This is a genomic window from Rhodococcus zopfii NBRC 100606 = JCM 9919, from assembly GCF_001895025.1.
GTDB lineage: Bacteria > Actinomycetota > Actinomycetes > Mycobacteriales > Mycobacteriaceae > Rhodococcus > Rhodococcus zopfii.
In genome coordinates this window covers 136,561-160,049 of record NZ_BCXI01000016.1, presented here as the reverse complement: position 1 = coordinate 160,049, position 23,489 = coordinate 136,561, and the positions used below count along the sequence as shown (strand labels likewise).

Sequence of the window (23,489 nt, the reverse complement as noted above, 5' to 3'; positions counted from 1 at the left end):
CTGATGAGACAATTGCAACCTGAACCACCATCGGATTCGACGGCCCGCGACCCGGCGGCCGTCCCTCGCGTCGACGCACGGCGTCGACCGAACAGCATCAGGAGGCAGTAGCCCATGACGGCCACCCCATCGCGCCGCGAAGCTCCGGACCGCAACCTCGCCCTCGAGTTGGTCCGTGTCACCGAGGCCGCGGCGATGGCAGCAGGCCGCTGGGTCGGCCGCGGCGACAAGGAAGGCGGCGACGGTGCCGCCGTCGACGCGATGCGTCACATGGTCAGCTCGGTGTCGATGCAGGGCATCGTGGTGATCGGCGAGGGCGAGAAGGACGAAGCCCCGATGCTGTACAACGGCGAGGAGGTCGGCAACGGCGACGGCCCGCTGTGTGACGTCGCCGTCGACCCGATCGACGGCACCACGCTGATGTCGAAGGGTGCACCCGGATCGATCGCGGTCCTCGCGGTCGCCGAACGCGGCGCCATGTTCGATCCGTCGGCCGTGTTCTACATGGACAAGATCGCCGTGGGTCCCGAGGCCGCCGACGTCATCGACCTCTCCGCCGGTGTCGCCGAGAACATCCGCCGCGTCGCGAAGGCCAAAAACCGCGCGGTCTCCGACACGACCGTCACGATCCTCGACCGTCCGCGTCACGCCGAGATCATCCGTGAGACCCGCGAGACCGGTGCGCGGATCCGCCTGATCTCCGACGGCGACGTCGCCGGTGCGATCGCGACCGCCCGCCCCGACTCCGGCGTCGACATACTCCTCGGCATCGGCGGTACCCCGGAGGGCATCATCGCCGCGGCCGCGCTGCGCTGCATGGGTGGCGCGCTGCAGGGCAAGCTCGCCCCGAAGGACGACGCCGAACGGCAGAAGGCCCTCGACGCCGGCCACGACCTGGACCGGGTGCTGACCACCGAGGAACTCGTCACCGGCGAGAACATCTTCTTCTGCGCTACCGGCGTCACCGACGGCGACCTGCTCAAGGGCGTGCGGTACTACGGCGGCGGCGCGACCACCCAGTCGATCGTCATGCGCAGCAAGTCCGGCACGGTCCGCATGATCGAGGCCTACCACCGCCTCGAGAAGCTGAACGAGTTCTCGTCGATCAACTTCACCGGGGTCGCCGGAGCGCAGCCGCCGCTGCCCTGACAGTGCGCTTCGCGCCGGTGTGTCATTCTGGCGGCCAGAGGGCGCCAGAATGACACACCGGCGGCGCAGCCGGGACGGTGGCAAGCTGAGGTTCATGACTGAGAACAGCGAACCGCAGTTCCGCATCGAACACGACACGATGGGCGAGGTCCGGGTTCCGGTCGACGCCCTGTGGCGCGCGCAGACGCAGCGCGCCGTGGAGAACTTCCCCATCTCGGGCCGCGGCCTCGAGCGCGCCCAGATCCGGGCGCTCGGCCTGCTCAAGGCGGCGTGCGCGCAGGTCAACAAGGATCTGGGTCTGCTCGACGCAGACAAGGCCGACGCGATCATCGCGGCGGCCGGTGAGATCGCCGCCGGGGAGCACGACGATCAGTTCCCCATCGACGTCTTCCAGACCGGGTCCGGCACCAGTTCGAACATGAACGCCAACGAGGTCATCGCGTCGATCGCCGCCCGGAACGGGGTGACGGTGCATCCCAACGACCACGTCAACATGTCGCAGTCGTCGAACGACACATTCCCCACCTCGACGCACGTCGCCGCCACCGAAGCTGCCGTGCGCGATCTGATTCCCGCCCTCGAGCACCTGCACGCGGCGCTCGTCGAGAAGGCCGCCGAGTGGCGGACCGTCGTCAAGTCTGGGCGCACGCATCTGATGGACGCGGTGCCGGTGACGCTCGGGCAGGAGTTCGGCGGATACGCCCGGCAGATCGAGGCCGGGATCGAACGGGTGCGGGCCGGCCTGCCGCGGCTCGGTGAGCTGCCCATCGGCGGCACCGCCGTCGGCACCGGGCTCAATGCTCCCGACGGGTTCGGGCCGCTGGTCGTCGCGGAACTGGTGAAATCCACCGGTCTCGGCGACCTGCGGCCGGCCCGCGACAGCTTCGAAGCACAGGCCGCGCGTGACGGGCTCGTCGAAGCATCGGGTGCGCTGCGCACGATCGCGGTGTCGCTGACGAAGATCGCCAACGACATCCGGTGGATGGGATCCGGTCCCCTGACCGGACTCGGAGAAATCCGGTTACCCGACCTGCAGCCGGGCAGCTCCATCATGCCGGGCAAGGTCAATCCTGTTCTCCCCGAGGCGGTCACGCAGGTCGCGGCACAGGTCGTCGGGAACGACGCGACGGTCGCGTGGGGTGGCGCGGCCGGCGCGTTCGAACTGAACGTGTACATCCCGGTGATGGCCCGGAATCTGCTCGAGTCGCTGCGGCTGCTCGCGAATGTCTCCCGACTGTTCGCGGACCGATGCATCACCGGGTTGGAGGCGAACGTCGAACATCTGCGGACGCTGGCGGAATCTTCGCCGTCGATCGTGACGCCGCTGAACTCGTCGATCGGATACGAGGAGGCCGCCGCGGTCGCCAAGCAGGCGTTGAGGGAGAAGAAGACGATCCGGCAAACCGTGATCGACCGGGGTCTGATCGGCGACGGCCTGACCGAGGAGGAACTGGACCGGCGGCTCGACGTGCTCGCGATGACGAAGGTCCAGGGCGAATCCTAGACAGCGGCGGGGCGCGGAGCTGGGGTCATCACTGCGCCGCACCCTCGGTGTCGTCGAAGAAGTGCCAGGTGCCGTCCTCGTGCCGGGCCTCCATCCGCCAGCCGAGCTCGCTGTTGTCGGCGCGCCGGTCGACGAACCAGGCGTGCGCGTCCTCCGCGCTGTCGATGTCGCGGGTGTCCACGACCTCGCCCTCCGGGTTGATCACTCGATATGTAGCCATGACGACGGCTTCCCGGCGACGTAGTCCTCCAAACGTTCCGGCGGGCAGAGCGGTTCAGGCCGTCGCGAACTCGGCCAGTGCCTGCGAGACCCGTTCGGGCCGCCCGTCGTTCTGGTCGGCCGCGGCGGTGAGCACGTCGATGTGGTTGTATCCCGGCAGGTCCACCAGCTGTTCGTCCGGATGGTGCGTCTCGGGCAGGTGCAGTCCCCCGCCGGCCCGCAACGTCAGGACCGGGTTCCGTGACACCCCGTCCCGATGGAGGTGCCCGGCACGACCGGAATCCGACGAGAGGTCGAGCGGCAGCTTCGTCGGGAAGTACCATTCGGTGAAGTCCAGGGGCGGTTCCGAAAGGTTCCGAGCCAGTTCGGACATCGACGTGACCTCGCTGGCAGGATTCGTGTGTCGTGCCTCGTCCGGCAGCGATGTCGCGGTGCCGGCCTCGTCGTAGTCGAGCCACCGGTACACGGCGCCGGGATCGCCGTACACGGCCGGCGCCACCTTCGGTGCGTCACCGAACATACCGGTCGCCGCGATCTCCGGTGTACTGGGAAGCGGAAAGGTCTTGTCCTCCAGGGATGCTCCGGTGGTGAACCCGACGCTGGACTGCAGGAACCCGAACGGTTGCGAGTTGTCGTCGAGGATCGCGCCGAGGACGGCCTCGTTCGTCGCGGTCAGCGTCCGCACATCCGGCATCCCGGTGACGAACACGCCGTAGTCCTTCGCCAGCAGCGACCGCAGTGTCCAGTCGACGTTCGCATCGCGCGGCATCCGGCGGATGATGCCGTCCACACCCTCGGGGTCGAGACGTGCGGCAAGTCCGGTGAGCGCCAATAGGTTCGTCGTGGCCGGATTGATCACTGCCGGAAGCGCCAGCACGGGAGATGCAGTGGATACCGCTCCGTTCAGCGCGGTCAGCGCCGCGGAGACCGGTTCCGGAAGACCGGACACCAGCACATCGGCTTCCCGGAGCGGCATCCCGGCACGGATAACCGTGTCGAGCGCGAAATACCCTCTGCACTGGTTGTATCCGGCGTCCCCGGTGGTGTTCGGGTCGCCGTCGAAGTCCCATTCAGCGAAGTACCCGGTGATGAATCCGCCGAGCGAATGCCCACCGCACAGCACCTTCTCCCGGCGCACCTGCGGGTCCGGAAGCTCGTGGCGCAGCAGGTCGTATTCGTCGTGGAGGGTCTGCTCGAGTCCGACGTGCGACAGCCACGCGGCATCTGCTCCGTCGGCGTAACCGGCGAATCGGCGCCCGTCGATCTCGGCGCCGTGGAAGTAGTAGTCCGTTGCGGTGTCGAGGAGCCCGGTGCGCAGCGCCTCGCTGGCGCCGGTGTGGTCTTCGAGGCAGTTCGATCGCCGGTCGAGCGCCCAGAACTCGATGTGCGCGCCCCGCTCCGCGGCAGCGACGACCGTGTTCCGGGCGACACTCTCGAAGGCGCCCGCGCCTTCGAAGATTCCCGGTTGCGCCACAAGGATCCGGTCGGAATCTGCCGAGTTCTCCGGGCCGTCGGCCGAACGCCAGCGCAGGTACGAGAGGCGGTCGCACGCCGCGGGCCGAGGCCCCGCGTCGGCGGGCAGCGGGACGGGAACCGACACAACCGATCCGACCACCCGCTCGGCCAGCGGCGCCGAGGAGACGTAGGGCGTCTCGATCCGGCCGGCGGGTCCGGCACTCACGACCGCCGGTGCAAGTGCCCAGCTCACGGCCACCGCCACCGTGGCACCCCCGATTCGTGCGACGATTCCCGCCAACGTCCACCCCTTCCGCTCCCACCCGTCCCCGGTGTATTGAACCCGGGCAGAGCGGTCGGTTCCGCCGGAATCACGGAACCGAGGCGCCGGCCGCGACCACGTGCGTCCCTTCGCGCAGGGCCACCCGGTCGCGTCTCGTCGCGAGTCGCACCGACTCGTCCGGATCGTCGCAGTTCCACCGCCGCGGGGTACGGTTTCGCCGACAGGCAGTGTCGGTCGGGACTATCATGCGACGGACGGAAAGGCTGCACATGCGTGCATTCCATCGCTTCACGCTCGGTGCCGTGCTCGCTCTCACGGCCTCGACGACAGCGTGTGTCTCGATCGACACGAGCGAGCGGGACAGACCCCCGTCGCAACCGGCGCAGACATCGGACCTGACCCCCGACCGGGTTGCGGGAGTACCCATTCCGGACGGGCAGATCGACGACGCGGTCGCACAACTCGACGACCTCGCGCAGCAACTGCTGGATCGTACCGGGATCCCCGGCATGGCGGTCGCGGTCGTGCACGGAGGGGAAACCGTGTACGCGAAGGGTTTCGGCGTCCGCGCGGCCGGTTCCGACGATCCGGTCGATGTGGACACGGTATTCCAGCTCGCGTCGATGTCGAAACCGGTCGGCGCGACCGTCGTCGCCCAGCAGGTCGGTGACGGCACGGTCGGCTGGGACACTCCCGTGATCGAGCACCTGCCTGCGTTCGCGCTCGCCGATCCGTATGTAACCGAACAGGTCACCGTCGGCGACCTGTACGCGCATCGGTCGGGGCTACCCGACCACGCGGGAGACGAGCTCGAGGATCTCGGCTACGACCGCACGCAGGTCCTCGAACGACTGCGTCTGCTTCCCCTGTCACCGTTCCGGATCACCTACGACTACACGAATTTCGGTGTGACCGCGGCGGCGCAGTCGGTCGCGGACGCGGCGGGTGCGGACTGGGCAGACCTGTCCCGACGGGTGCTGTACGAGCCTCTCGGCATGAGCTCGACCAGTTCCCGATTCCAGGACTTCACCGAACGGGACAACCGGGCACCGGGGCACATCCTGGTCGACGGGCAGTACGTCGCCCGGGAGGTCCGCGATCCGGATGCGCAGTCACCGGCCGGCGGGGTCTCCTCGTCGGTGAACGACATGGCGAAATGGCTCACCATGCTGCTCGCCGACGGGCAGTTCGGAGGCCGCACGGTCGTCGACGCGAAAGCGCTGCAGCCCGCACTGTCCCCGCAGGTGGTGTCGCATGCCCCGGGGACACCGGACGCCCGGGCCGGCTTCTACGGCTACGGATTCAACGTCGGAACGCTCGCGTCGGGACGGACCTCGGTAGGCCACGCCGGGGCGTTCGCGCTCGGTGCGGCGACGGCGTTCACCGCGGTCCCGTCGGCCGACGTCGCGATCGTCACGCTCACCAACGCCGCCCCGATCGGGGTCCCCGACACCCTCAACGCCGAGTTCGTCGACCTGGTTCAGTTCGGGGAGATCCGCGAGGACTGGGCCGGGCTGTACAAGCAGGCGTACTCGGGCTATGCCGACCCGAAGGGTGCGCTCGTCGGCCAGGCGCCGCCCGCGGATCCGGCGCGGGCGAAGCCTCTCGGCGACTACACCGGAACCTACGGCAATCCGTACTTCGGGCCGGCACGCATCGACGAGCGGGACGGCGGTCTGCTTCTCACGATCGGGCCGAGAGAACAGACCTACCCACTGACCCATCGGGACGGCGACGTGTTCACGTTCGAGGTCACCGGCGAGAACGCCCCGGACGGGACGATCTCGACAGCGACGTTCACGCCCGACACGGTGACATTCGAGTACTGGGACACCGACGGCCTGGGAACCTTCACCAGAGAGGGAACATCATGACCACACCCGACACGACCACCACCCCCGAGTCCACCATCGCGGTGGTGCGCAACTTCTTCGACGCACTGTCAGCATCGGACGTCGCCGCCGCGGCGGCCCTGCTCGATCCCGACATCACCTGGCACAACACGGGACTGCCGACGGTGCGCGGACTCCCGAGGGTGCGCCGCATACTCGACGGAATGTCCCGTCCCTCGGTCGGTTTCGATGTGGTGATACATCACATCGCGGATGACGGGAGCGGTGCGGTACTGACCGAGCGCACCGACGTGCTGCGGGTGGGCCGCGTGTCGGCCCGGTTCTGGGTGTGCGGCACGTTCGAGGTGCGGGACGGCCGGATCCTGGTGTGGCGCGACCACTACGACATGGCCACGTTCCTGGGGGCCACCGCGACCGGTCTCGTACGGGCGGTGCTGCGCCGGTCGTAGAATTCTCACGCCGCCGAACCGTTCGGCGGCGTGAACAGGGAGCAATAGGATGAGCGACGCCGAGCACACCCCCGGTTTCGAGGCCGGACTCGAGATCCGCCGGGAGGTGATGGGCGACGACTTCGTCGAGCGCGCCTTCGACCGTGCCCGCGGTACCGATTCGGAAGCCTTGCAGGAGTTCGTGACCGAGCACGCCTGGGGTGCGGTGTGGTCCCGCCCCGGCCTCGATCGCCGCAGCCGCAGCCTGCTGAACATCGGCATGCTCATCGCCCTGCGCGCCGAGAACGAACTGCGCGGCCACATCCGCGGCGCACTCCGAAACGGCCTGACCCGCACGGAGATCACCGAAGCGGTCATCCATTCGGCCGCCTACTGCGGCTCCCCCGCCGCCCTCGCCGCGATGCGCGTCACCCAGGAGGTCCTCGAGGCCGAACTCGGCCCCGCCTGATCCACCGGCGCCCTGGGGGCGATGGGAACCTTCAGCCGGTCGTACCGACTGAAGGTTCCCATCACCCAACGAGATTCAGGCTCCGGGGGCGAATTCCTCGAGCATCTCGGTGACCAGTGCGGCGATCGGCGACCGCTCGCTGCGGGTGAGGGTCACGTGCGCGAACAGCGGGTGCCCCTTGAGCTTCTCGATGACCGCGGCGACACCGTCGTGACGGCCCACCCGCAGGTTGTCGCGTTGCGCGACATCATGTGTGAGTACCACCCGGGAACCGGACCCCAGCCGGGACAGCACGGTGAGCAGCACGTTGCGTTCGAGCGACTGCGCCTCGTCGACGATCACGAACGAATCGTGCAGCGACCGGCCACGAATGTGCGTGAGCGGCAACACCTCCAGCATCCCGCGGCTGATCACCTCCTCCATCACCGCGGGGCTGGCGAGCCCGTCGAGGGTGTCGAACACCGCCTGCGCCCAGGGTCCCATCTTCTCGCTCTCACTGCCCGGGAGATAGCCGAGTTCCTGGCCGCCGACCGCGTACAGCGGGCGGAACACCACGACCTTGCGCTGGGTGCGCCGCTCGAGCACCGCTTCCAGGCCGGCGGTCAACGCGAGCGCCGACTTGCCGGTGCCGGCCTTCCCACCGAGGGAGACGATGCCGACCGAATCGTCGAGCAACAAGTCCAGCGCCACACGCTGCTCCGCGGAACGCCCGTGCAGCCCGAACGCCTCCCGGTCCCCGCGCACCAACTGCACCCGCTTGTCCGCGGTGACCCGGCCCAGCGCGCTCGATGCCCCACCGAGCATTCGGATCCCGGTGTGGCACGGAAGATCCCGCGCCTCATCCAGGTCGACGACCCCCTCGGAGAACAGGGTGTCGATCACGGCACGGTCGACCTCGAGCTCGGCCATACCCGTCCAGCCGGAGATCACCACGTCCTGCGCGTGGTACTCGTCGGCGGGCAGGCCCGCCGCGCCCGCCTTCACCCGCAACGGAATGTCCTTGCTGACCAGCACCACGTCCCGCCCGTCGGCCGCGAGATTGAGCGCGCACGCCAGTATCCGAGAATCGTTGTCGTCGGTCCGGAACCCGGCGGGCAGCACCGACGGATCGGTGTGGTTCAGCTCCACGTGGAGGGTTCCGCCGGCATCACCGATCGGGATCGGCCGATCGAGACGACCGTGCTGCAGCCGCAGATCGTCGAGCAGACGAAGCGATTCGCGTGCGAACCAGCCGAGTTCGTGATGATGCCGTTTGCCCTCGAGTTCACCGATCACCACCAGCGGCAGGACCACCGCGTGTTCCGCGAAGCGGGTCACCGCCCACGGATCGGAGAGCAACACCGAGGTGTCCAGAACGTACGTGCGTACGGACGATTTCTTCACCCCGGACTTCGTCGCGGAGCGACGTCCGGTGCGAGCGGGGACGGAGCGTGTTGCGGTCACGTGAGGCTCCTAGACCTGCGCGGCACCACGCAGGTGTCATTCTCGGTGGGCCGGTCGTCCCGGGTGTCCGTGACGGACACGAGGGCCGGGTGCCGGCCCCTCGCACTGAATGGCTCAGCCACGACCAGGACCTCCCGCGTAGCCGGCAACTGTGTCGACCACACCTCGACGCTAACGCCGACACGCCCTGAACGCTCGATGAGCGCAGGGCGTGTCGGTGAAGAATGCGTTAACGCGGGCGGACCGCTAGATGAGCGACCAGTTCTCGAGGCCCTCGTACAGCGGCACGTCCTGAGCCAGCTTGCTCACGCGAGCGCGCAGGGCGTCGGCATCGGCGCCCCCGATGAGGGTCTGGGCGATGATCTCCGCGACCTCGGTGAACTGCTCGTCTCCGAAACCGCGGGTCGCGAGCGCGGGGGTGCCGATGCGCAGACCGGAGGTGACCATCGGCGGACGCGGATCGAACGGCACGGCGTTGCGGTTGACGGTGATGCCGACCTCGTGCAGCGCGTCCTCACCCTGCTGACCGTCGAGCTGCGAGTTGCGCAGGTCCACGAGCACCAGGTGCACGTCGGTGCCGCCGGTGAGCACGGAGATGCCCTTGCCGGCGACATCGGCCTGCGACAGGCGCTCGGCGAGAATCTTCGCGCCCGAGAGGGTGCGCTGCTGACGGTCCTTGAACTCCTCGCCTGCGGCGATCTTCAGGGCGACGGCCTTTGCGGCGATCGCGTGCATGAGCGGTCCGCCCTGCTGCCCCGGGAACACCGCCGAGTTCAGCTTCTTCGCCCACTCCTGCTTGGCCAGGATCAGACCCGAGCGGGGGCCGCCGAGGGTCTTGTGCACGGTGGTGGACACGACGTCGGCGTAGGGCACCGGCGACGGGTGCAGGCCCGCGGCGACCAGGCCCGCGAAGTGCGCCATGTCGACCCACAGGTAGGCGCCGACCTCGTCCGCGATCGAGCGGAAGGCGGCGAAGTCCTCGTGACGCGGGTACGCCGACCAGCCTGCGACGATGACCTTCGGCTTCTCCCGCAGCGCGATGTCGCGGACCTCGTCCATGTCGATGCGGTGGTCTTCCTTGCTGACCCCGTAGGACGCGACGTCGTACAGCTTGCCGGAGAAGTTCAGCTTCATGCCGTGCGTGAGGTGACCACCGTGCGCGAGGTCGAGGCCGAGGAGCTTCTCTCCCGGCGTCATCAGCGCCATGAGCACCGCGGCGTTCGCCTGGGCGCCCGAATGCGGCTGCACGTTCGCGAAGTCCGCACCGAACAGTTCCTTGGCGCGGGTGCGGGCCAGATCCTCGATGATGTCGACGTTCTCGCAGCCGCCGTAGTAGCGGCGACCCGGGTAACCCTCGGCGTACTTGTTGGTCAGCACGCTGCCCTGCGCCTGCAGCACAGCGCGCGGCACGAAGTTCTCCGACGCGATCATCTCGAGGGTGTCGCGCTGCCGGGACAACTCACCGGCCATCGCCTGCGCGACTTCCGGGTCGAGATCGGCGAGCGCGGCGGTGTTGACGTCGGTGCCAGGCACGGTGGTCATCGAGGATTCTCCAAGCTGGGGGCGGCAGGATACGACGTCCAGTCTACGAAGCGCATCCCGAATTCAGGAACCCGGGACCCTGCCGTGACCGAGGTCACCGCAGGGAACTCGGCACCAACGGCTCGTCGAGCAGCCGGCCGAACCGTTCGGCGCGCTCCGCACCGGCCGGGACCTGCGCGAGCCAGCCGCCGAGCAACCGGTATCCCTCCACGTACGTGCTGATGTATGCGCGCCACAGCGGCGACGACAGGAACCGCAACGACTGCCGTGCCCGCTCCGGAGTCGACAGCGACCAGCGCTGCAGGAATGCGGCGACATCGTCGTGGCTGCGACCGCGGTCGTGTAGCAGCAGCGCGGCGTCCTGGCGCACCGACAGCAGGCCGGCGGACGCCTCGTGCAGTTTCTCGGCCAGCTCGCCGTCGAAACGCAGGCCGAGGTCGGCATAGATCTCCTGCGCCCACCGTCCCCATCCCGGGCCGACGATCGCCTCGAGCGCGAGGTCGGCCAGGCCCTCCGCCATGAGGCACTGCGGGGTGTTGACCAGGAACAGCGTCTGCTCGGCCTGTCCACCGGCCACCAGACCCGCTTCCTTCCGGCAGTGTTCGGTGTGATGCCCCGGGTACGCCTCGTGAGCGATCAGGCGCGGCAAGTGCGACATGTGCTGCTCGAGGTCGGAATTGATGGCGACGCGAGAGCGGTAGTCACCCAGGTAGTAGTTGAAACCCGACCACGGTTTGTCGCCGACCACCTCGTATTCGATCCGCTCGGTCTCCGGCAGCGGGTACACCGCGCGTACCTTGTCGCGCAATGCGCTCGAGAACGCCTCGACGCACTCGGCGAGCCGGTCGGCGGGCACGATCTCACTCTTGCGGTGGGCCTGCAGGCGTTCGGCGAGCGGTCCCGGCCCGGGGAGCAGTGCGTCGAGGCGGCGGTGCGCATCGCGGTAGTCGTCCTCGTCGCCGGGCGCGATGCGCACGTCGAAGTACGCCTCGACCTCGTCGACGAAGGCGATGTCCTCACCTGCGAATTTGCGCGCGGAGCAGTCCATTGCGCGCAGGTGCACGTCGAGGAACCGGGTGCGCTCGTCGGACAGTCCGGCGCTCGCGAGATCCGCGCGGAGCCGCTTCGCGGTGTGGGATAGATCACGAGGGTCCGGTTTCGGCGCGTTCTCGACCCGGCGACGCAGCGACGCGTCGCCGGTGTAGGCGTCGACGAAGCCCTCCTCCAGCCGGTCGAAAGCGAGCCCGAGCAGCAGATATTCCCGCACGAAAGCGTCCGATCCCATGTTTCGGAACACTAGCCGCTCACGCGGCGACGCGACGTGGCCGGACACTTCGATCCGGGACCCCGGGCGGACACGCCCCTGTGGCAACGCGCACAATTCGGTGCATGGACTTCCTACGTCGCAAGCCGCTCCCGGGCTGTGCCGCCGGTTCGCTCGCCGCGGAAGGGTCGTGCCGATGGCACGTCTGAGCGAGCCGAGCCCGTACGTCGAGTTCGACCGCAAGCAGTGGCGGACGCTGCGCAAGGCGACGCCACTGGTGCTCACGGAAGACGAACTGATCGGCCTGCGCGGCCTCGGCGAGCAGATCGATCTCGCGGAGGTCGCCGAGGTGTACCTGCCGCTGTCGCGGTTGATCCACCTCCAGGTCGCGGCCCGGCAGCGATTGTTCGCCGCGACCGCGACGTTCCTCGGGGAGAAGCACCCGGACCATCAGGTGCCGTTCGTGATCGGTGTCGCCGGATCGGTCGCCGTCGGCAAGTCCACGACCGCCCGTGTGCTGCAGGCACTGCTGGCGCGGTGGGATCATCATCCGCGCGTCGACCTGGTGACCACCGACGGTTTCCTGTATCCGACCAAGGAGCTGATCCGCCGGAATATCATGCACCGCAAGGGTTTTCCTGAGAGCTACGACCGGCGGAAGCTGCTGCGTTTCGTGACCGAGGTCAAGTCGGGGGCCGCGGAGGTCGCGGCACCGGTGTACTCGCACATCTCGTACGACGTGATCCCCGGCCAGTACCACGTGGTTCGGCAGCCGGACATCCTCATCATCGAGGGCCTCAACGTCCTTCAGACCGGTCCCCGCCTGATGGTCTCGGACCTGTTCGACTTCTCGATCTACGTCGACGCCCGCATCGAGGACATCGAGAAGTGGTATGTGGACCGGTTTCTCGCGCTGCGTAACACGTCGTTCGCGAATCCGGACGCGCACTTCCACCACTATGCGAGCCTGTCCGATCGCGATGCAGTGAACGCGGCCGAGGAGATCTGGCACTCCATCAACCTGCCGAACCTGGTCGAGAACATCCTGCCGACCCGTCCGCGCGCCACCCTGGTGCTGCGCAAGGACACCGATCACACGATCAACCGGTTGCGTCTCCGCAAGCTCTGACCCCCGGCCCTTGTGCGCGTTTTCGGTAGCGGCTGCTACCGAAAACGCGCACGGGCACGGGTGCGGCTACATCCCGAAGCGACGGTGCCGGGCGGCGAAATCCCGTAGGGCGCGCAGGAAGTCGACGCGGCGGAACTCCGGCCAGTACGCCTCGGTGAACCAGATCTCCGAGTACGCGCTCTGCCACAGCAGGAACCCGGACAGCCGCTGCTCCCCGGAGGTTCGGATGACGAGATCGGGGTCGGGTTGACCCGAGGTGTAGAGGTGCCCGTCGACGGCGTCGACGGTGACGGCCTCGACCAGGTCCTCGCCGGACAGTCCGGCCGCCTGCCGCTCCCGCAGCAGCGACTGCACCGCGTCGACGATCTCCTGCCGCCCGCCGTAGCCGACGGCGACGTTGACATGGGTACCGGTGCGCCCGGCGGTGCGACAGGCGGCTTCACTGAGCCGGCGCGCCTGATCGTCGGGCAGCAACTCCAGCGTCCCGACGATCTTGACGCTCCAGTTCTGCTCCGGCCCGGAGATCTCCTCGACGACGTCGGTGATGATCTCGAGCAGGACGTCGAGTTCCTCGGGTTCGCGGCGCAGGTTCTCGGTGGACAGCAGGTAGATAGTCGCGGTCTCGATGCCGGCCGCGTCGCACCAGTGCAGCAGTTCGGCGATCTTGCGGGCACCGGCGCGGTGGCCGTGACTGACGTCGGTGAAACCGTTCTCCCGAGCCCAGCGCCGGTTGCCGTCGCACATGACGGCGACGTGCCGAGGGTGCTGTGCACCGTCGAGTTGGCGCAGCAGACGCCGTTCGTACAGCTCGTACAACACCCCGCGCACATTCACCCCGAAATCACCACGAGGGCCACATTACGCGCGCCCTTCCACTCCCCGGCCGCGACGGTGGTCACACCCCCACGTGCCCCGGGCGACACAAGGGTAACGTGGCGATCGAACCGTAAACCTACGGTTGCGTAGGTTACCGAACGGTACGAAGGGAGTCCGGGCTCATGGCGGTGTTCGGGATCGACGAACTGCCGGTCAAGCCGCGCATGCGGGGGTGGATCCATCTGTGGGCGTTCGCGGTCTCGGTGATCGCCGGCATCGTGCTGGTCACCCTGGCTACGACGATCGCCGAACCGCCCGCGGGCACCGTCACCGCGATCTACAGCCTCACGGTGTGCGGGGTGTTCGGGGTCAGCGCGCTCTATCACCGGGTGCACTGGCGCGATCCCCGGGCGCGCATGTGGATGAAGCGCGCCGACCATTCGATGATCTTCCTGTTCATCGCGGGCAGCTACACGCCGTTCGCCACCCTCGCGCTCCCGCCGGCCACGGGCCGCACCCTGCTGATCGTCGTGTGGTCGGGCGCCCTGGCCGGTGTCGCGCTGAAGATGTTGTGGCCGACCGCGCCTCGCTGGGTCGGGGTACCCCTGTATCTGCTCCTCGGCTGGGCCATCGTCCCCGTCGCGGGCACGGTGGTCGACGAGGCCGGGCTCGTCCCGATGCTGCTCCTGCTGATCGGCGGCATCCTCTACAGCGTCGGCGCGGTGCTGTACGCGACAAAATGGCCGGACCCGTGGCCCCACACATTCGGTCACCACGAGTTCTTCCATGCCGCGACCGTCCTCGCCGCGCTGTGCCACGCGATCGCCGTGTGGCTCGTCGTGTTCTCCTGAATCACTCGACCGGCCACGGGAGGCCGTGGGCTCTACGAACGTCACCCCGGCCGGCGAGATGCGCCGGCCGGGGTGACGTTCGGATCGAGCGGGTCCGCTCAGGCGTCGATCTCCTGCTTCGCGGGCTCCTTCCGTGCCCGTACCGCATCGATCGCGACGACGCACAACAGCGACACCGCTCCCCAGATCGCGAGGGTGAGCAGATGCCCGCCGACCGCGTCTCCGCCGAAGTACAGGATCGATCGGACCGACTCCACCGCCGCCGGCATCGGCAGCACTCCGTGCAGGAACTTGAAGATCTCCGGCGTCATGTACATCGACATGGCGCCGTTCGACGCCGGGACACCGAGGAACATCAGGATGCCCACAGCGGGGAGCACCGCGAGGAGCCCGAACAGCCGCGCCGGCACCGCGGTGAACATCGAGGTCGCGAAGATCGCGACGATCCCCGTGCCGAACAGCGGCAGGAAGTGACCGTCGACGGCACCGACGATCGGATCGGCGATCACCCAGATCACGGCCGACATGAACACCGCCCAGCCTGCGGCGATCGGCAGCAGGCGACGCAGGCGCATGGCCGCGGGCTGGGCGCTGCCTGCCACGACGACCAGCATGAAGCCGGACATGATCCAGCCCATCGCGACGTAGAGCGTGACGGTACCCATGGAGTCCGAGCCCGGCAGCGGGGCGAGGTTCTCGGTGGTGAACGGCATCTGCGAACCGGCGGCGACCTGACCGAAGATCGTCGTCACCACCTGCTGCTGGCTCATGCCTGCCGCCTCGTTGGTGATCAGGGTCGCGGTCGGCGACGTCGCGGACGGCAGGACGTACGCGGCAACGACCGTGCGGTCCTGGACGTCGGCACGAGCGTCGTCGATCGAGTCCGACGCGCGCAGCTCGAACAAGCCGCTCATGTTCTGCTCGAGCCCGGCGACCACCTGCTCGGCCTGTTCGGTCGTCGCGGCGACGACCGTGACCGGCATGTCCCGCGGGGTCGGCTGGTACATCGCGCCGAGCATGACCGACAGCATCATCACGACCATGCCCAGCGGGAAGAACGCCAGCGTGACGTACCGGACCCGGTCGCTCGTGGGACGCGGCCCCGCGGTCAGCGACGGCAGCGTCACCTCGGGATCGCCGGCGTCGGGGTTGCGACGACGCTTGAGTGCGTCGACGCCCACGGTCGCAGCGAGGGCGAGCACGGCTCCGACGACGAGGACCAGGAGGTGACCGCCGAGGCCGTCGCCGCCGAAGTACAGCACCGACCGCAGCGACTCGCCCGCGGCCGCCGTCGGCAGGAAGCCGTGCAGGGTCGCGTAGAGCGACGGCAGGGCGTGCACCGACATGCCCATGTTGGACGCCGGCACGCCGAGCACCATCAGGAAGAGCATGCCCACCAGGACCGCCATCGGTCCCAGGATCCGGGTGAGGAACAACTGCACCGAACCGACCGCGAAGACCGAGAGCCAGCAGATTCCCAGCACGGTCGCGGTGTTGCCCTCGATCGCACCGAGAATCGGACCTGCGACGAACCACACGAGTGCCGCGATCAGGGCGGACCAGCCTGCCAGCAGCGGGACTACGCGACGCACCCGCAGCAGTTCCGGGGAGTTGGACAGCATGATGCTCAACGGCATGTAGCCCGCGAGCATCAGCGCGGTGGCCATGAACATCGCCGCCAACCCGGCGGTGTCGTTCTCCGGGAGCGGAGCCAGATCATCGACCGTGAGAGCGAGTCCCTGCCCGAGCACCTGCGGGGCGAGCATGCCGCTGACCATCGACGACTGCGAGGCTCCGGCAGCGCCTGCGGTGTACACCGTGGCCGCGTTGCCATCGGAGAGCGAGACCGCACCCGCCACCTCGCGGGCAAGCACCAGGTCGCGCGCTTCGGCATCTGTCGCGACGACCCGGACATCCACCGCGTCGGGATCGGCGTCCTCGATTGCGCGGGCGAACTCGCCCGCCTGCTGCATCGAACCGGCGACGGCGATCGGCATGTTGTTCGGGGCCGGCGAGTGCATCGCGGCCAGGTACCCGGTGATCATCATCGAGACCATCACGAACGGCAGCAGGATCATCGCCACGTAGCGGCCGATGTGCTCTTTGCGCGCGCGGGCGAGCTCGGCCTCGGTGGGTTCCCCGCCTGGTGGGCTGTTTTTCTCGGGCGCAATGGTGTCTGTCACTTCGAAACTCCTCAATAGCCCTGGGGGCGCTGACCGATCGCTTCCCATGCCGGTGCCGACGCGGGAAAATACGCTATGTGACTTAAAAAATTACGCCGAGTGTCTTAAAGTGATCAAGCCGAGTGGTGGTGACGTTCGTCCCACCCGGCGTCGGGGCACACTGGTGACCCGAGTGAGAGAAAGACGGGACCAACCGTGGGCACTTACGGCGACCAAGTACGACAAGCACTGCTCGATTCCGCAGAAGAACTGTTCGTCACCTTCGGGGTCGATGCAGTGTCGAACCGGCGCATCGCCGAGCATGCGGGCAACTCGAACCACTCCGCCGTCAGCTACCACTTCGGCAGCCGGGAAGACCTCGTGCGCGCCACACTGCTGCGGTACACCGAGGACGCCGGAGCCCGGCGTCGAGAGCTGGTCGGGATGCTGGGACCCGAACCCGGCCTACGGGACCTGTTGAGCTGCTTGGTCGTTCCGTTCACCGACCAGCTCGCATCGATGTCCGTCCCGAGCTGGAGGGCGCGATTCATCCAGCAGTTGAGGACGGTGCCGTCGATGGTCGCGACCGTCGCCGCCAACGCCATCTCGGACCCCGTCGTCGACGACCTCATCCAGCGGGTCCGGGCGCACGTATCCGACCTTCCGGACTCGGTGTACACCGGGCGTTCGTGGCTGCTGGGACGGCTGGTCATCGACGCCTGCGCCGACTACGAGGCACGCCTCGCACGAGAGGATCTGGAGCCGGACTGGACCGGATTCGCCAACTTTCTCATCGATGCGTGCGCCGGCATGCTCGAGGCACCGGTGACCAGCGAAGGTGACTTCCTCAGCGCCCGCGGTGCCTCCGTGTGGGCATGACCGATCAGGACACGGCCAGCGCCTCGAGCAGATCGGCCGCCGACGTCACCGGCCGATCACACACGAACCCCCGGCACACGTAGGCGGCCGGCGCCCCGTCGACGAGGGGCCGATCCGCGAACAGGGGCGACGATCCCGGTTCACCGCCCACCACGAGCGACCCGCCCGGAGCTTCGCGCCGCGCGACCTCGAGCAGCTCTCCCCCGCCCACGACCGCCACCTGGATCGGCCCGCGCACCGCGGCCTCGGCGACCGCGAGCCAGTGCCCGGCGGAGCGGGGGGCGCGTTCGAGCAGCACCGCGGCCGTGGCGAGCGCTGCGTCGGCGGCGTCCCGGTAGCGACCGCCGTCCTCGACGACCGCGGACAGCGTCAGCAGCGCCTCGGTGATGAGCGCAGCACCGGACGGGGTGGCACCGTCGATCGGGTCGCGGGGCCGGGCGACGAGTGTCTCCGCGTCGTCGGCCGTGTCGAACCAGCTTCCCGGACGCTGCGGATCGGCGAACCGATCGAGCGCGATGTCGGCCAGGGCGCGGGCCGGATCGATCCACGTCGCGTCGCCGGTCGCCTGGTACAGCGCGAGCAGCGCGGTGACCAGCGCACCGTGGTCCTCGAGCACGCCCACGGGGACGCCGACGACTCCGCCGAGCGACGCGCGTCGCAGCCGGCCGTCGACGATGTGTGTGTCCAGCAGGCGGCGGGCGCAGGTCGCGGCGGCCTCGATCCAGTCCATACGCCCGAACGCGGCGCCGGCCTCGGCGAGCGCGGTGACGGCGAACGCGTTCCAGACCGTGACGGCCTTGCCGTCCCGCCCCGGTTGCGGCCGGGATCGCCGGGCTTCGTACAGCCGGGCGCGGACCCGCTCGGCGCGTTCCGCGTGGTCGGGGTCGGACCGCAGTTGCAGCACCGACGCGCCGTCCTCGAACGTGCCGGCGTCGGTGACCTCGTAGAGCCGCGCCGCCCACGCGCCGTCGTCCGGGCCGAGGACCTCGTTCAGTTGCGCCGGCGTCCACACATAGGTCAGGCCTTCGACGCCTGCGGTGTCGGCGTCCAGCGCGGAGGCGAAGCAGCCCTCGGCGGTACCCAGGTCCCGCAGCAGGAACCCGGCGGTGTCCTCGGCGACGCGCCTGGACGCACCCCGCCCGGTGATGCGCGCGAGGTGCGCGTACACCCGCAGCAGCAGTGCGTTGTCGTAGAGCATCTTCTCGAAGTGCGGCACCACCCACGCCGCGTCGACGCTGTACCGGGCGAAACCACCCGCGAGCCGGTCGTGGATGCCGCCGCGCGCCATCGCGTCGGCGGTGCGTTCGACGACCGCGAGCGTGTCCGCCGATCCGCTGCGTTCGTGGCTGCGCAGCAACCCTTCGAGGAGCGCGGACGGCGGGAACTTCGGCGCACCACCGAACCCGCCGTGGGCACGATCCTCGTCGGCAGCGACCGCGGCGGCGGCGAGGTCGAGCAGCGGGGCGTCGACGGATCGGGTGCCCGGCGGCAGCCCGCCGCTGCTGCGCTGCAGCTCCTCGACGACCGCCCCGGCGGCTCGGGCCACGTCGTCACGGCGGGTCCGCCACGTCTCGGTGATGGCGTTCAGCAGGTCCGTGAACGACGGCATGCCCCCGCGCGCGACCTTCGGGTAGTAGGTGCCGCAGTAGAAGGGGGCGCCGTCGGCGGTGAGGAAGCACGTCATCGGCCAGCCGCCCTGGCCGGTGGCGGCCACGGTGGCGTTCATGTACACCGCGTCCAGGTCGGGGCGTTCCTCCCGATCGACCTTGATGCACACGAAATTCTCGTTCATGACGGCCGCAGTCGCGTCGTCCTCGAACGACTCGTGCGCCATCACGTGACACCAGTGGCACGCCGCGTAGCCGACGGACAGCAGGATCGGCACGTCCCGGTCCCGCGCCTCGGTGAGGGCCGCGTCGTTCCACTCGTGCCAGTGCACCGGGTTGTCGGCATGCTGCCGCAGGTAGGGCGAGGTGCTGTGGCGGAGGCGGTTGGTGGCCATGGTTCCGAGCCTGCCATGCCCGTGCGGTGCCGGGTCGTGACTGTGAGACCTATTTGGTCTCGGATCCCCTGTGCTCGGAACTCTCGGAACTTTCGGCCTCGGACGCATCGGTCTCGGTGCCCGGTGTGGGCGTTGCGCCCCGGTCGGTACCCTCGTCGGCGGCCTGATCGGCCTCGGGATGCTCGGGCTCGAACGTCTCCGGCAGCTTGCCGATCTGCTTGTTCATGTTCCGGATGAGCAGCACCGTCGCGACGAGCAGGACGACGATCAGCGCCAACCCGACCGGGGACGCCTTACCGAACTCGGGGCCCGCGGGTTCCTGCGCCAGAACATCCGCCGCCAGCATGCCAATCGTCATCGCACTCGTCCGTCCTCGATGCCCGCGAACAGATCCGACTCGGGGATCACCGTGTGCACGCGGGTCTTGGCCAACTCGAATTCTTCGGTCGGCCACACCTTCTGCTGAATGTCCAGGGGAATCGCGAAGAACGACCCGTTGGGGTCGATCTGCGTCGCGTGCGCGCGGAGCGCATCGTCACGTTGCGGAAAGTAGTCGCCGCAGGTGATCTGGGTGGTCACCCGGGCCATGAGGTCACCCTGTTCGGTCCGCCACCGGCTGAGCCACTCGTCCATCGGGAAGCGTTCACCGCGTCGCTGGTACTCGTCGCGGAACAGTTCGATGCGCCGTCGGATGAAGCCGTGCGAGTAGTACAGCTTGCGGACCTTCCACGGCTCGCCGTCTTCCGGGAAGTAATCGGGATCGGCGGCCGCGTCGTAGGCGGCCATCGACACCTCGTGGCAGCGGATGTGGTCCGGGTGCGGGTAGCCGCCGTTCTCGTCGTAGGTGGTCATCACGTGCGGGCGGAACTCGCGGATGACCTGGACGAGCTTGCGGGTGGGTTCTTCGAGCGGGACGAGCGCGAAGCAGCCTTCCGGCAGTGGCGGCTTGGGGTCGCCCTCGGGGAGCCCGGAGTCGACGAATCCGAGCCAGCGTTGCTGCACACCGAGGATCCGGGCCGCCTCGGCCATCTCCTCACGGCGCACCTCGACCATGCGGTCCCGGATTCCGGGGACGTCCATGGCCGGGTTGAGGATGTCGCCGCGTTCGCCACCGGTCAGGGTGACGATCAGGACCTCGTTCCCCTCGGCCGCATAGCGGGCCGTTGTGGCGGCACCCTTGCTCGACTCGTCATCGGGATGGGCATGCACGGCCATGAGCCGTAGTCCGCTCACGTGTTTCCTCCACCTCACCGTCGTGTGCTTCGTCCGACCGCGCGCCCGGCACCGCAGGCGGGGCGCATCGGTCCTTCCCCTATAGTTCCACCTGACAACTCCTCCGTCAGCCGTGGCCCCGGCCCTGTGCAGCGGGCACGAAAGCAAAAGTGATGAGCGACACCACCGTGAACGACAGGTATCCGACCGACCGCTACCCGACGACCGGCGGTTCGTCCCGCCGCGTCCGTCGGTGGCTGCTCGCCGCGCTCAGCGTCGCTGTCGGCGCGATCCTGGCGTTCGTGCTGTACCTGCAGTTCGGTCCGCCGGAGATCGAGTCGGAGATCATCACCTTCGAGGTCATCGACGATTCGACCGTCGATCTGCAGTTCACGGTGACCCGCCAGGATCCGTCGCGGGAGGCGGTGTGTGTGATCCGGGCGCGCTCGAAGGACGGGCAGGAGACGGGCCGGCGCGAGGTGCTGATCCCGCCGTCCGATGCCGGGACCGTCGTCCTCAATTCGACGGTGAAGACCTCGCAGCGTCCCGGCACGGGCGACCTCTACGGCTGCAGCTTCGTCGTCCCCGAATATCTGCACGCACGCTGACGGTACGCAGCGGCTTTCCGCGCCCGGATCCGCTTTGGTGCTAGAATAGTCGGATACACGGTTCCACCCTTTGGGGCCGTGTATTGCTGCATAGTAGGCAGTACGGCTCCGTTCACCACACCCAGTGGGGGTAACGATCTGGAGTCCATGCTGTCGTGGTCGCTGCATGTGCGCGGCCTGTCGACGGAGCCGGGGGCTCCAACCCGAAGGAAGTGATCGAGGATGACCGAGACCCAGGGCACCTGGCTGACACAGGAGTCGTACGACCGACTCAAGGCAGAACTCGACCAGCTCATCGCGAATCGTCCGGTTATCGCGGCCGAGATCAACGAGCGCCGCGAAGAGGGAGACCTCAAGGAGAACGGCGGATACCACGCCGCCCGTGAGGAGCAGGGTCAGCAGGAGGCCCGGATTCGCCAGCTCCAGGAGCTGCTCAGTGCCGCGAAGGTCGGCGTTGCGCCCACTCGGTCCGGTGTCGCGCTGCCCGGATCGGTCGTCACGGTGTACTACGACGGCGACGAAAGCGACAAGGAAACGTTCCTGATCGCGACCCGCGAAGAGGGTGCGCGGAGCAACGAGATCGAGATCTACTCGCCCAACTCCCCGCTCGGCGGTGCGCTGCTCGAGGCGAAGGTCGGCGAAACCCGCGAGTACGTCCTGCCCAACGGCGGCACCATGAAGGTGACACTCGTCAGCGCAGAGCCGTACCACGCCTGATCGACGACATCGACTACGAGGAAGGCCCCGACCGGATGGTCGGGGCCTTCCTCGTCTCGCGTCTCAGAAGATCCGTCGGGCCTTCATGTCGGGGAACACCGCGCCGACCCGGACGACGTCGCCGGTGGTGGGGGCGTGCACCATCTGTCCGCCGCCGATGTAGATGGCGACGTGTCCCGGCCCCCCGGCCTGCCAGTTACCGAACAGCAGGTCGCCGGGCCGGGCTTGATCCATCGGAACCTCCGTGCCGATGTGCCACTGGGTCTCCGACGTGCGCGGCAGTGCGATGCCCGTCGCCGCGTACACCGCGTACGAGGTGAGTCCGGAGCAGTCGAAGCCGCCGGCGGACGGGCCGTTGATGTTGCCGCCACCCCACACGTAAGGCAGGCCCAGGAATCGGAACGCGAGGTCGACGACCTTGTTGCCGGTTTTCGTGACACCGGGCAGACCCAGGCCCAGGAACGGCGACAACAGCCGCGAGAACGCTGCCTCGGTGGCCCGGATCTTCGCCACGTACGGTTTGGTCTGGTTCTCGTAGTCGGGCGAGCCCGACGGCATGCCGCCCGAGCGACGCACCGCGCCCACACCGGCGTTGTACGCGGCCAGCGTCAGATCCAGCGTGTCGCCCTGTACCAGGCCGCGCTTCTTCCAGTCGTCGATGAGCTTGTAGTTGTCGCAGAGCAGCGCACCGGACGCCATCACCGGATCGGCGATGCCGAGGACGTCGGCGATGCCGTCGCCGTCGGCGTCCTTGCCGTACGCGTCCCACGTGCCGGGCATGAACTGGCCCGGGCCCTTCGCGCCGGTCGACGACACGGGTGCGGCGGGCCCGTATCGGAATCCGTTCTCGGCCGAGTACAGCGCGGCGAGCACCGGTGCGGTGATCCCGTCACACAGCGACCCGGCCTTCTTGAGCCACGGCGCGAAGACCGCGACCGCCCCGATCGGGGCCAGGCTGGTGCCGGGCAGGATCGCCGGAATCGACGGCAGCGTGATACCACCGATGGCGATCCCTGCCGGGGCCTGCCCGACCGGTCCGGTCGCCACCGCGGGCGGTGGTGTCACCGCAAAGGGGTTGGGTCGCGGCGCCGGAGCGGCCGGAGCCAGCCCGGGCGGTGGCCCCTCGCCTTCCGGCGGCGCCACGAGGGCCGCTGCCGCCTCGGGCGGCAAGTGCGGTTCGATCGCGGTTGCCACCGAGTTCGTGGCATCCACCACCGCCTGCTGTGCGGCCGGCTGCACCGATTCGGGCAGGGCCGCGATCATGCCCGCCACCTGCTGCTCGACGCCGGGCGCGGATGCCTCGAACGATTCCAGGACGTGCGCGACCTGATCCTTGATTTCCGTCGGAACAGCGGCCCCCTGCACCAGTGCGCTTGCGGCCGTAGCCACCGCAACGATCACGGCCGACGCGTCAACTGACATACGCGAACTCCCCATCCATATCCGGAACGCCTTCACCGTACGTTGTGATGTCGATCACCGGTGCCGTTTCCTCACGTTCATA

21 protein-coding genes are annotated in these 23,489 nt (G+C 68.6%); 10 read left to right on the top strand and 11 right to left on the bottom strand.

From position 1 onward, the window contains the following. The first annotated feature begins 114 nt into the window (after positions 1-114). Together glpX and RZ1_RS12580 are read left to right on the top strand one after the other, a co-directional pair. Complete coding sequence (glpX, locus tag RZ1_RS12585; RefSeq protein WP_072812301.1) at positions 115-1,149, top strand: class II fructose-bisphosphatase; 1,035 nt, start codon at positions 115-117, stop codon at positions 1,147-1,149. A 94-nt stretch (positions 1,150-1,243) separates the two neighbouring features. Beyond that, positions 1,244-2,653, top strand: coding sequence for a class II fumarate hydratase (locus RZ1_RS12580; protein ID WP_072812300.1), 1,410 nt, complete (start codon positions 1,244-1,246; stop codon positions 2,651-2,653). Between the two features lie 28 nt (positions 2,654-2,681). On the opposite strand, the gene RZ1_RS12575 is transcribed toward RZ1_RS12580, so the two are convergent. Then, entirely contained in the window at positions 2,682-2,873 is a 192-nt protein-coding gene (locus RZ1_RS12575) for a hypothetical protein (protein WP_072812298.1), read from the bottom strand. A gap of 54 nt (positions 2,874-2,927) precedes the next feature. Continuing rightward, positions 2,928-4,580, bottom strand: a complete 1,653-nt coding sequence (locus RZ1_RS12570; protein ID WP_238071976.1) for a hypothetical protein — start codon at positions 4,578-4,580, stop codon at positions 2,928-2,930. Between the two features lie 299 nt (positions 4,581-4,879). On the opposite strand from RZ1_RS12570, the gene RZ1_RS12565 reads away from it, so the two are divergent. From RZ1_RS12565 to RZ1_RS12555, 3 genes are read left to right on the top strand one after another with little or no spacing between them, the layout of a single operon-like run. Next, on the top strand, positions 4,880-6,484 hold the full coding sequence (locus tag RZ1_RS12565) for a serine hydrolase (RefSeq protein WP_072812294.1): 1,605 nt from the start codon (positions 4,880-4,882) through the stop codon (positions 6,482-6,484). Then, positions 6,481-6,912: a limonene-1,2-epoxide hydrolase family protein gene (locus RZ1_RS12560; protein ID WP_072812292.1), complete on the top strand. Its 432-nt coding sequence runs from the start codon at positions 6,481-6,483 to the stop codon at positions 6,910-6,912. The genes RZ1_RS12565 and RZ1_RS12560 overlap by 4 nt, the downstream gene beginning before the upstream one ends. Positions 6,913-6,961: 49 nt before the next feature. Further along, the gene (locus RZ1_RS12555; RefSeq protein WP_068158571.1) at positions 6,962-7,360 is read left to right on the top strand and encodes a carboxymuconolactone decarboxylase family protein; all 399 of its coding nucleotides are present in this window, start codon (positions 6,962-6,964) and stop codon (positions 7,358-7,360) included. Between the two features lie 75 nt (positions 7,361-7,435). On the opposite strand, the gene phoH2 is transcribed toward RZ1_RS12555, so the two are convergent. The 3 genes from phoH2 to RZ1_RS12540 all read right to left on the bottom strand — a co-directional run bounded on the left by phoH2 (position 7,436) and on the right by RZ1_RS12540 (position 11,630). Then, the gene (gene phoH2 / locus RZ1_RS12550) at positions 7,436-8,803 is read right to left on the bottom strand and encodes an RNA 5'-3' helicase PhoH2 (protein ID WP_174565199.1); all 1,368 of its coding nucleotides are present in this window, start codon (positions 8,801-8,803) and stop codon (positions 7,436-7,438) included. A 246-nt stretch (positions 8,804-9,049) separates the two neighbouring features. Further along, on the bottom strand, positions 9,050-10,345 hold the full coding sequence (gene glyA, locus RZ1_RS12545) for a serine hydroxymethyltransferase (RefSeq protein WP_072812288.1): 1,296 nt from the start codon (positions 10,343-10,345) through the stop codon (positions 9,050-9,052). Between the two features lie 94 nt (positions 10,346-10,439). Continuing rightward, on the bottom strand, positions 10,440-11,630 hold the full coding sequence (locus tag RZ1_RS12540; RefSeq protein ID WP_072812286.1) for a DUF885 domain-containing protein: 1,191 nt from the start codon (positions 11,628-11,630) through the stop codon (positions 10,440-10,442). Between the two features lie 175 nt (positions 11,631-11,805). On the opposite strand from RZ1_RS12540, the gene coaA reads away from it, so the two are divergent. Further along, the gene (gene coaA / locus RZ1_RS12535; protein ID WP_072812284.1) at positions 11,806-12,738 is read left to right on the top strand and encodes a type I pantothenate kinase; all 933 of its coding nucleotides are present in this window, start codon (positions 11,806-11,808) and stop codon (positions 12,736-12,738) included. 66 nt (positions 12,739-12,804) lie between these two features. Here the strand turns inward: coaA and RZ1_RS12530 are convergent, their stop codons facing one another. Then, a complete protein-coding gene (locus RZ1_RS12530; protein WP_072812282.1) occupies positions 12,805-13,572 on the bottom strand; it encodes an isoprenyl transferase in 768 nt (255 codons plus the stop codon). 164 nt (positions 13,573-13,736) lie between these two features. Here RZ1_RS12530 and trhA point away from each other — a divergent pair, with 164 nt between their 5' ends. Beyond that, positions 13,737-14,405, top strand: coding sequence for a PAQR family membrane homeostasis protein TrhA (trhA, locus tag RZ1_RS12525; RefSeq protein ID WP_072812281.1), 669 nt, complete (start codon positions 13,737-13,739; stop codon positions 14,403-14,405). A gap of 98 nt (positions 14,406-14,503) precedes the next feature. Here the strand turns inward: trhA and RZ1_RS12520 are convergent, their stop codons facing one another. Then, positions 14,504-16,588, bottom strand: a complete 2,085-nt coding sequence (locus RZ1_RS12520) for an ABC transporter permease (protein ID WP_072812280.1) — start codon at positions 16,586-16,588, stop codon at positions 14,504-14,506. 195 nt (positions 16,589-16,783) lie between these two features. Here RZ1_RS12520 and RZ1_RS12515 point away from each other — a divergent pair, with 195 nt between their 5' ends. Then, on the top strand, positions 16,784-17,446 hold the full coding sequence (locus RZ1_RS12515; protein WP_072812278.1) for a TetR/AcrR family transcriptional regulator: 663 nt from the start codon (positions 16,784-16,786) through the stop codon (positions 17,444-17,446). A gap of 4 nt (positions 17,447-17,450) precedes the next feature. On the opposite strand, the gene RZ1_RS12510 is transcribed toward RZ1_RS12515, so the two are convergent. The 3 genes from RZ1_RS12510 to mca are packed head-to-tail and all read right to left on the bottom strand — an operon-like array spanning position 17,451 to position 20,681. Next, positions 17,451-19,448, bottom strand: a complete 1,998-nt coding sequence (locus RZ1_RS12510; protein WP_072812276.1) for a thioredoxin domain-containing protein — start codon at positions 19,446-19,448, stop codon at positions 17,451-17,453. Positions 19,449-19,497: 49 nt separating this feature from the next. Next, positions 19,498-19,806 carry a hypothetical protein gene (locus RZ1_RS12505; protein ID WP_174565198.1) on the bottom strand — a complete coding sequence of 103 codons (309 nt, stop codon included), beginning with the start codon at positions 19,804-19,806 and terminating at the stop codon, positions 19,498-19,500. Continuing rightward, positions 19,803-20,681, bottom strand: coding sequence for a mycothiol conjugate amidase Mca (mca, locus tag RZ1_RS12500; RefSeq protein WP_174565197.1), 879 nt, complete (start codon positions 20,679-20,681; stop codon positions 19,803-19,805). Before mca ends, RZ1_RS12505 begins: the two co-directional genes overlap by 4 nt. 152 nt (positions 20,682-20,833) lie before the next feature. On the opposite strand from mca, the gene RZ1_RS12495 reads away from it, so the two are divergent. Both RZ1_RS12495 and greA read left to right on the top strand, forming a co-directional pair. Then, entirely contained in the window at positions 20,834-21,268 is a 435-nt protein-coding gene (locus RZ1_RS12495) for a DUF4307 domain-containing protein (RefSeq protein WP_072812361.1), read from the top strand. Positions 21,269-21,490: 222 nt separating this feature from the next. Next, positions 21,491-21,985, top strand: coding sequence for a transcription elongation factor GreA (greA, locus tag RZ1_RS12490; RefSeq protein WP_072812274.1), 495 nt, complete (start codon positions 21,491-21,493; stop codon positions 21,983-21,985). A gap of 63 nt (positions 21,986-22,048) precedes the next feature. Here greA and RZ1_RS12485 read toward each other — a convergent pair whose 3' ends face one another. Next, complete coding sequence (locus RZ1_RS12485) at positions 22,049-23,407, bottom strand: C40 family peptidase (RefSeq protein WP_072812273.1); 1,359 nt, start codon at positions 23,405-23,407, stop codon at positions 22,049-22,051. Positions 23,408-23,489: the final 82 nt, after the last annotated feature.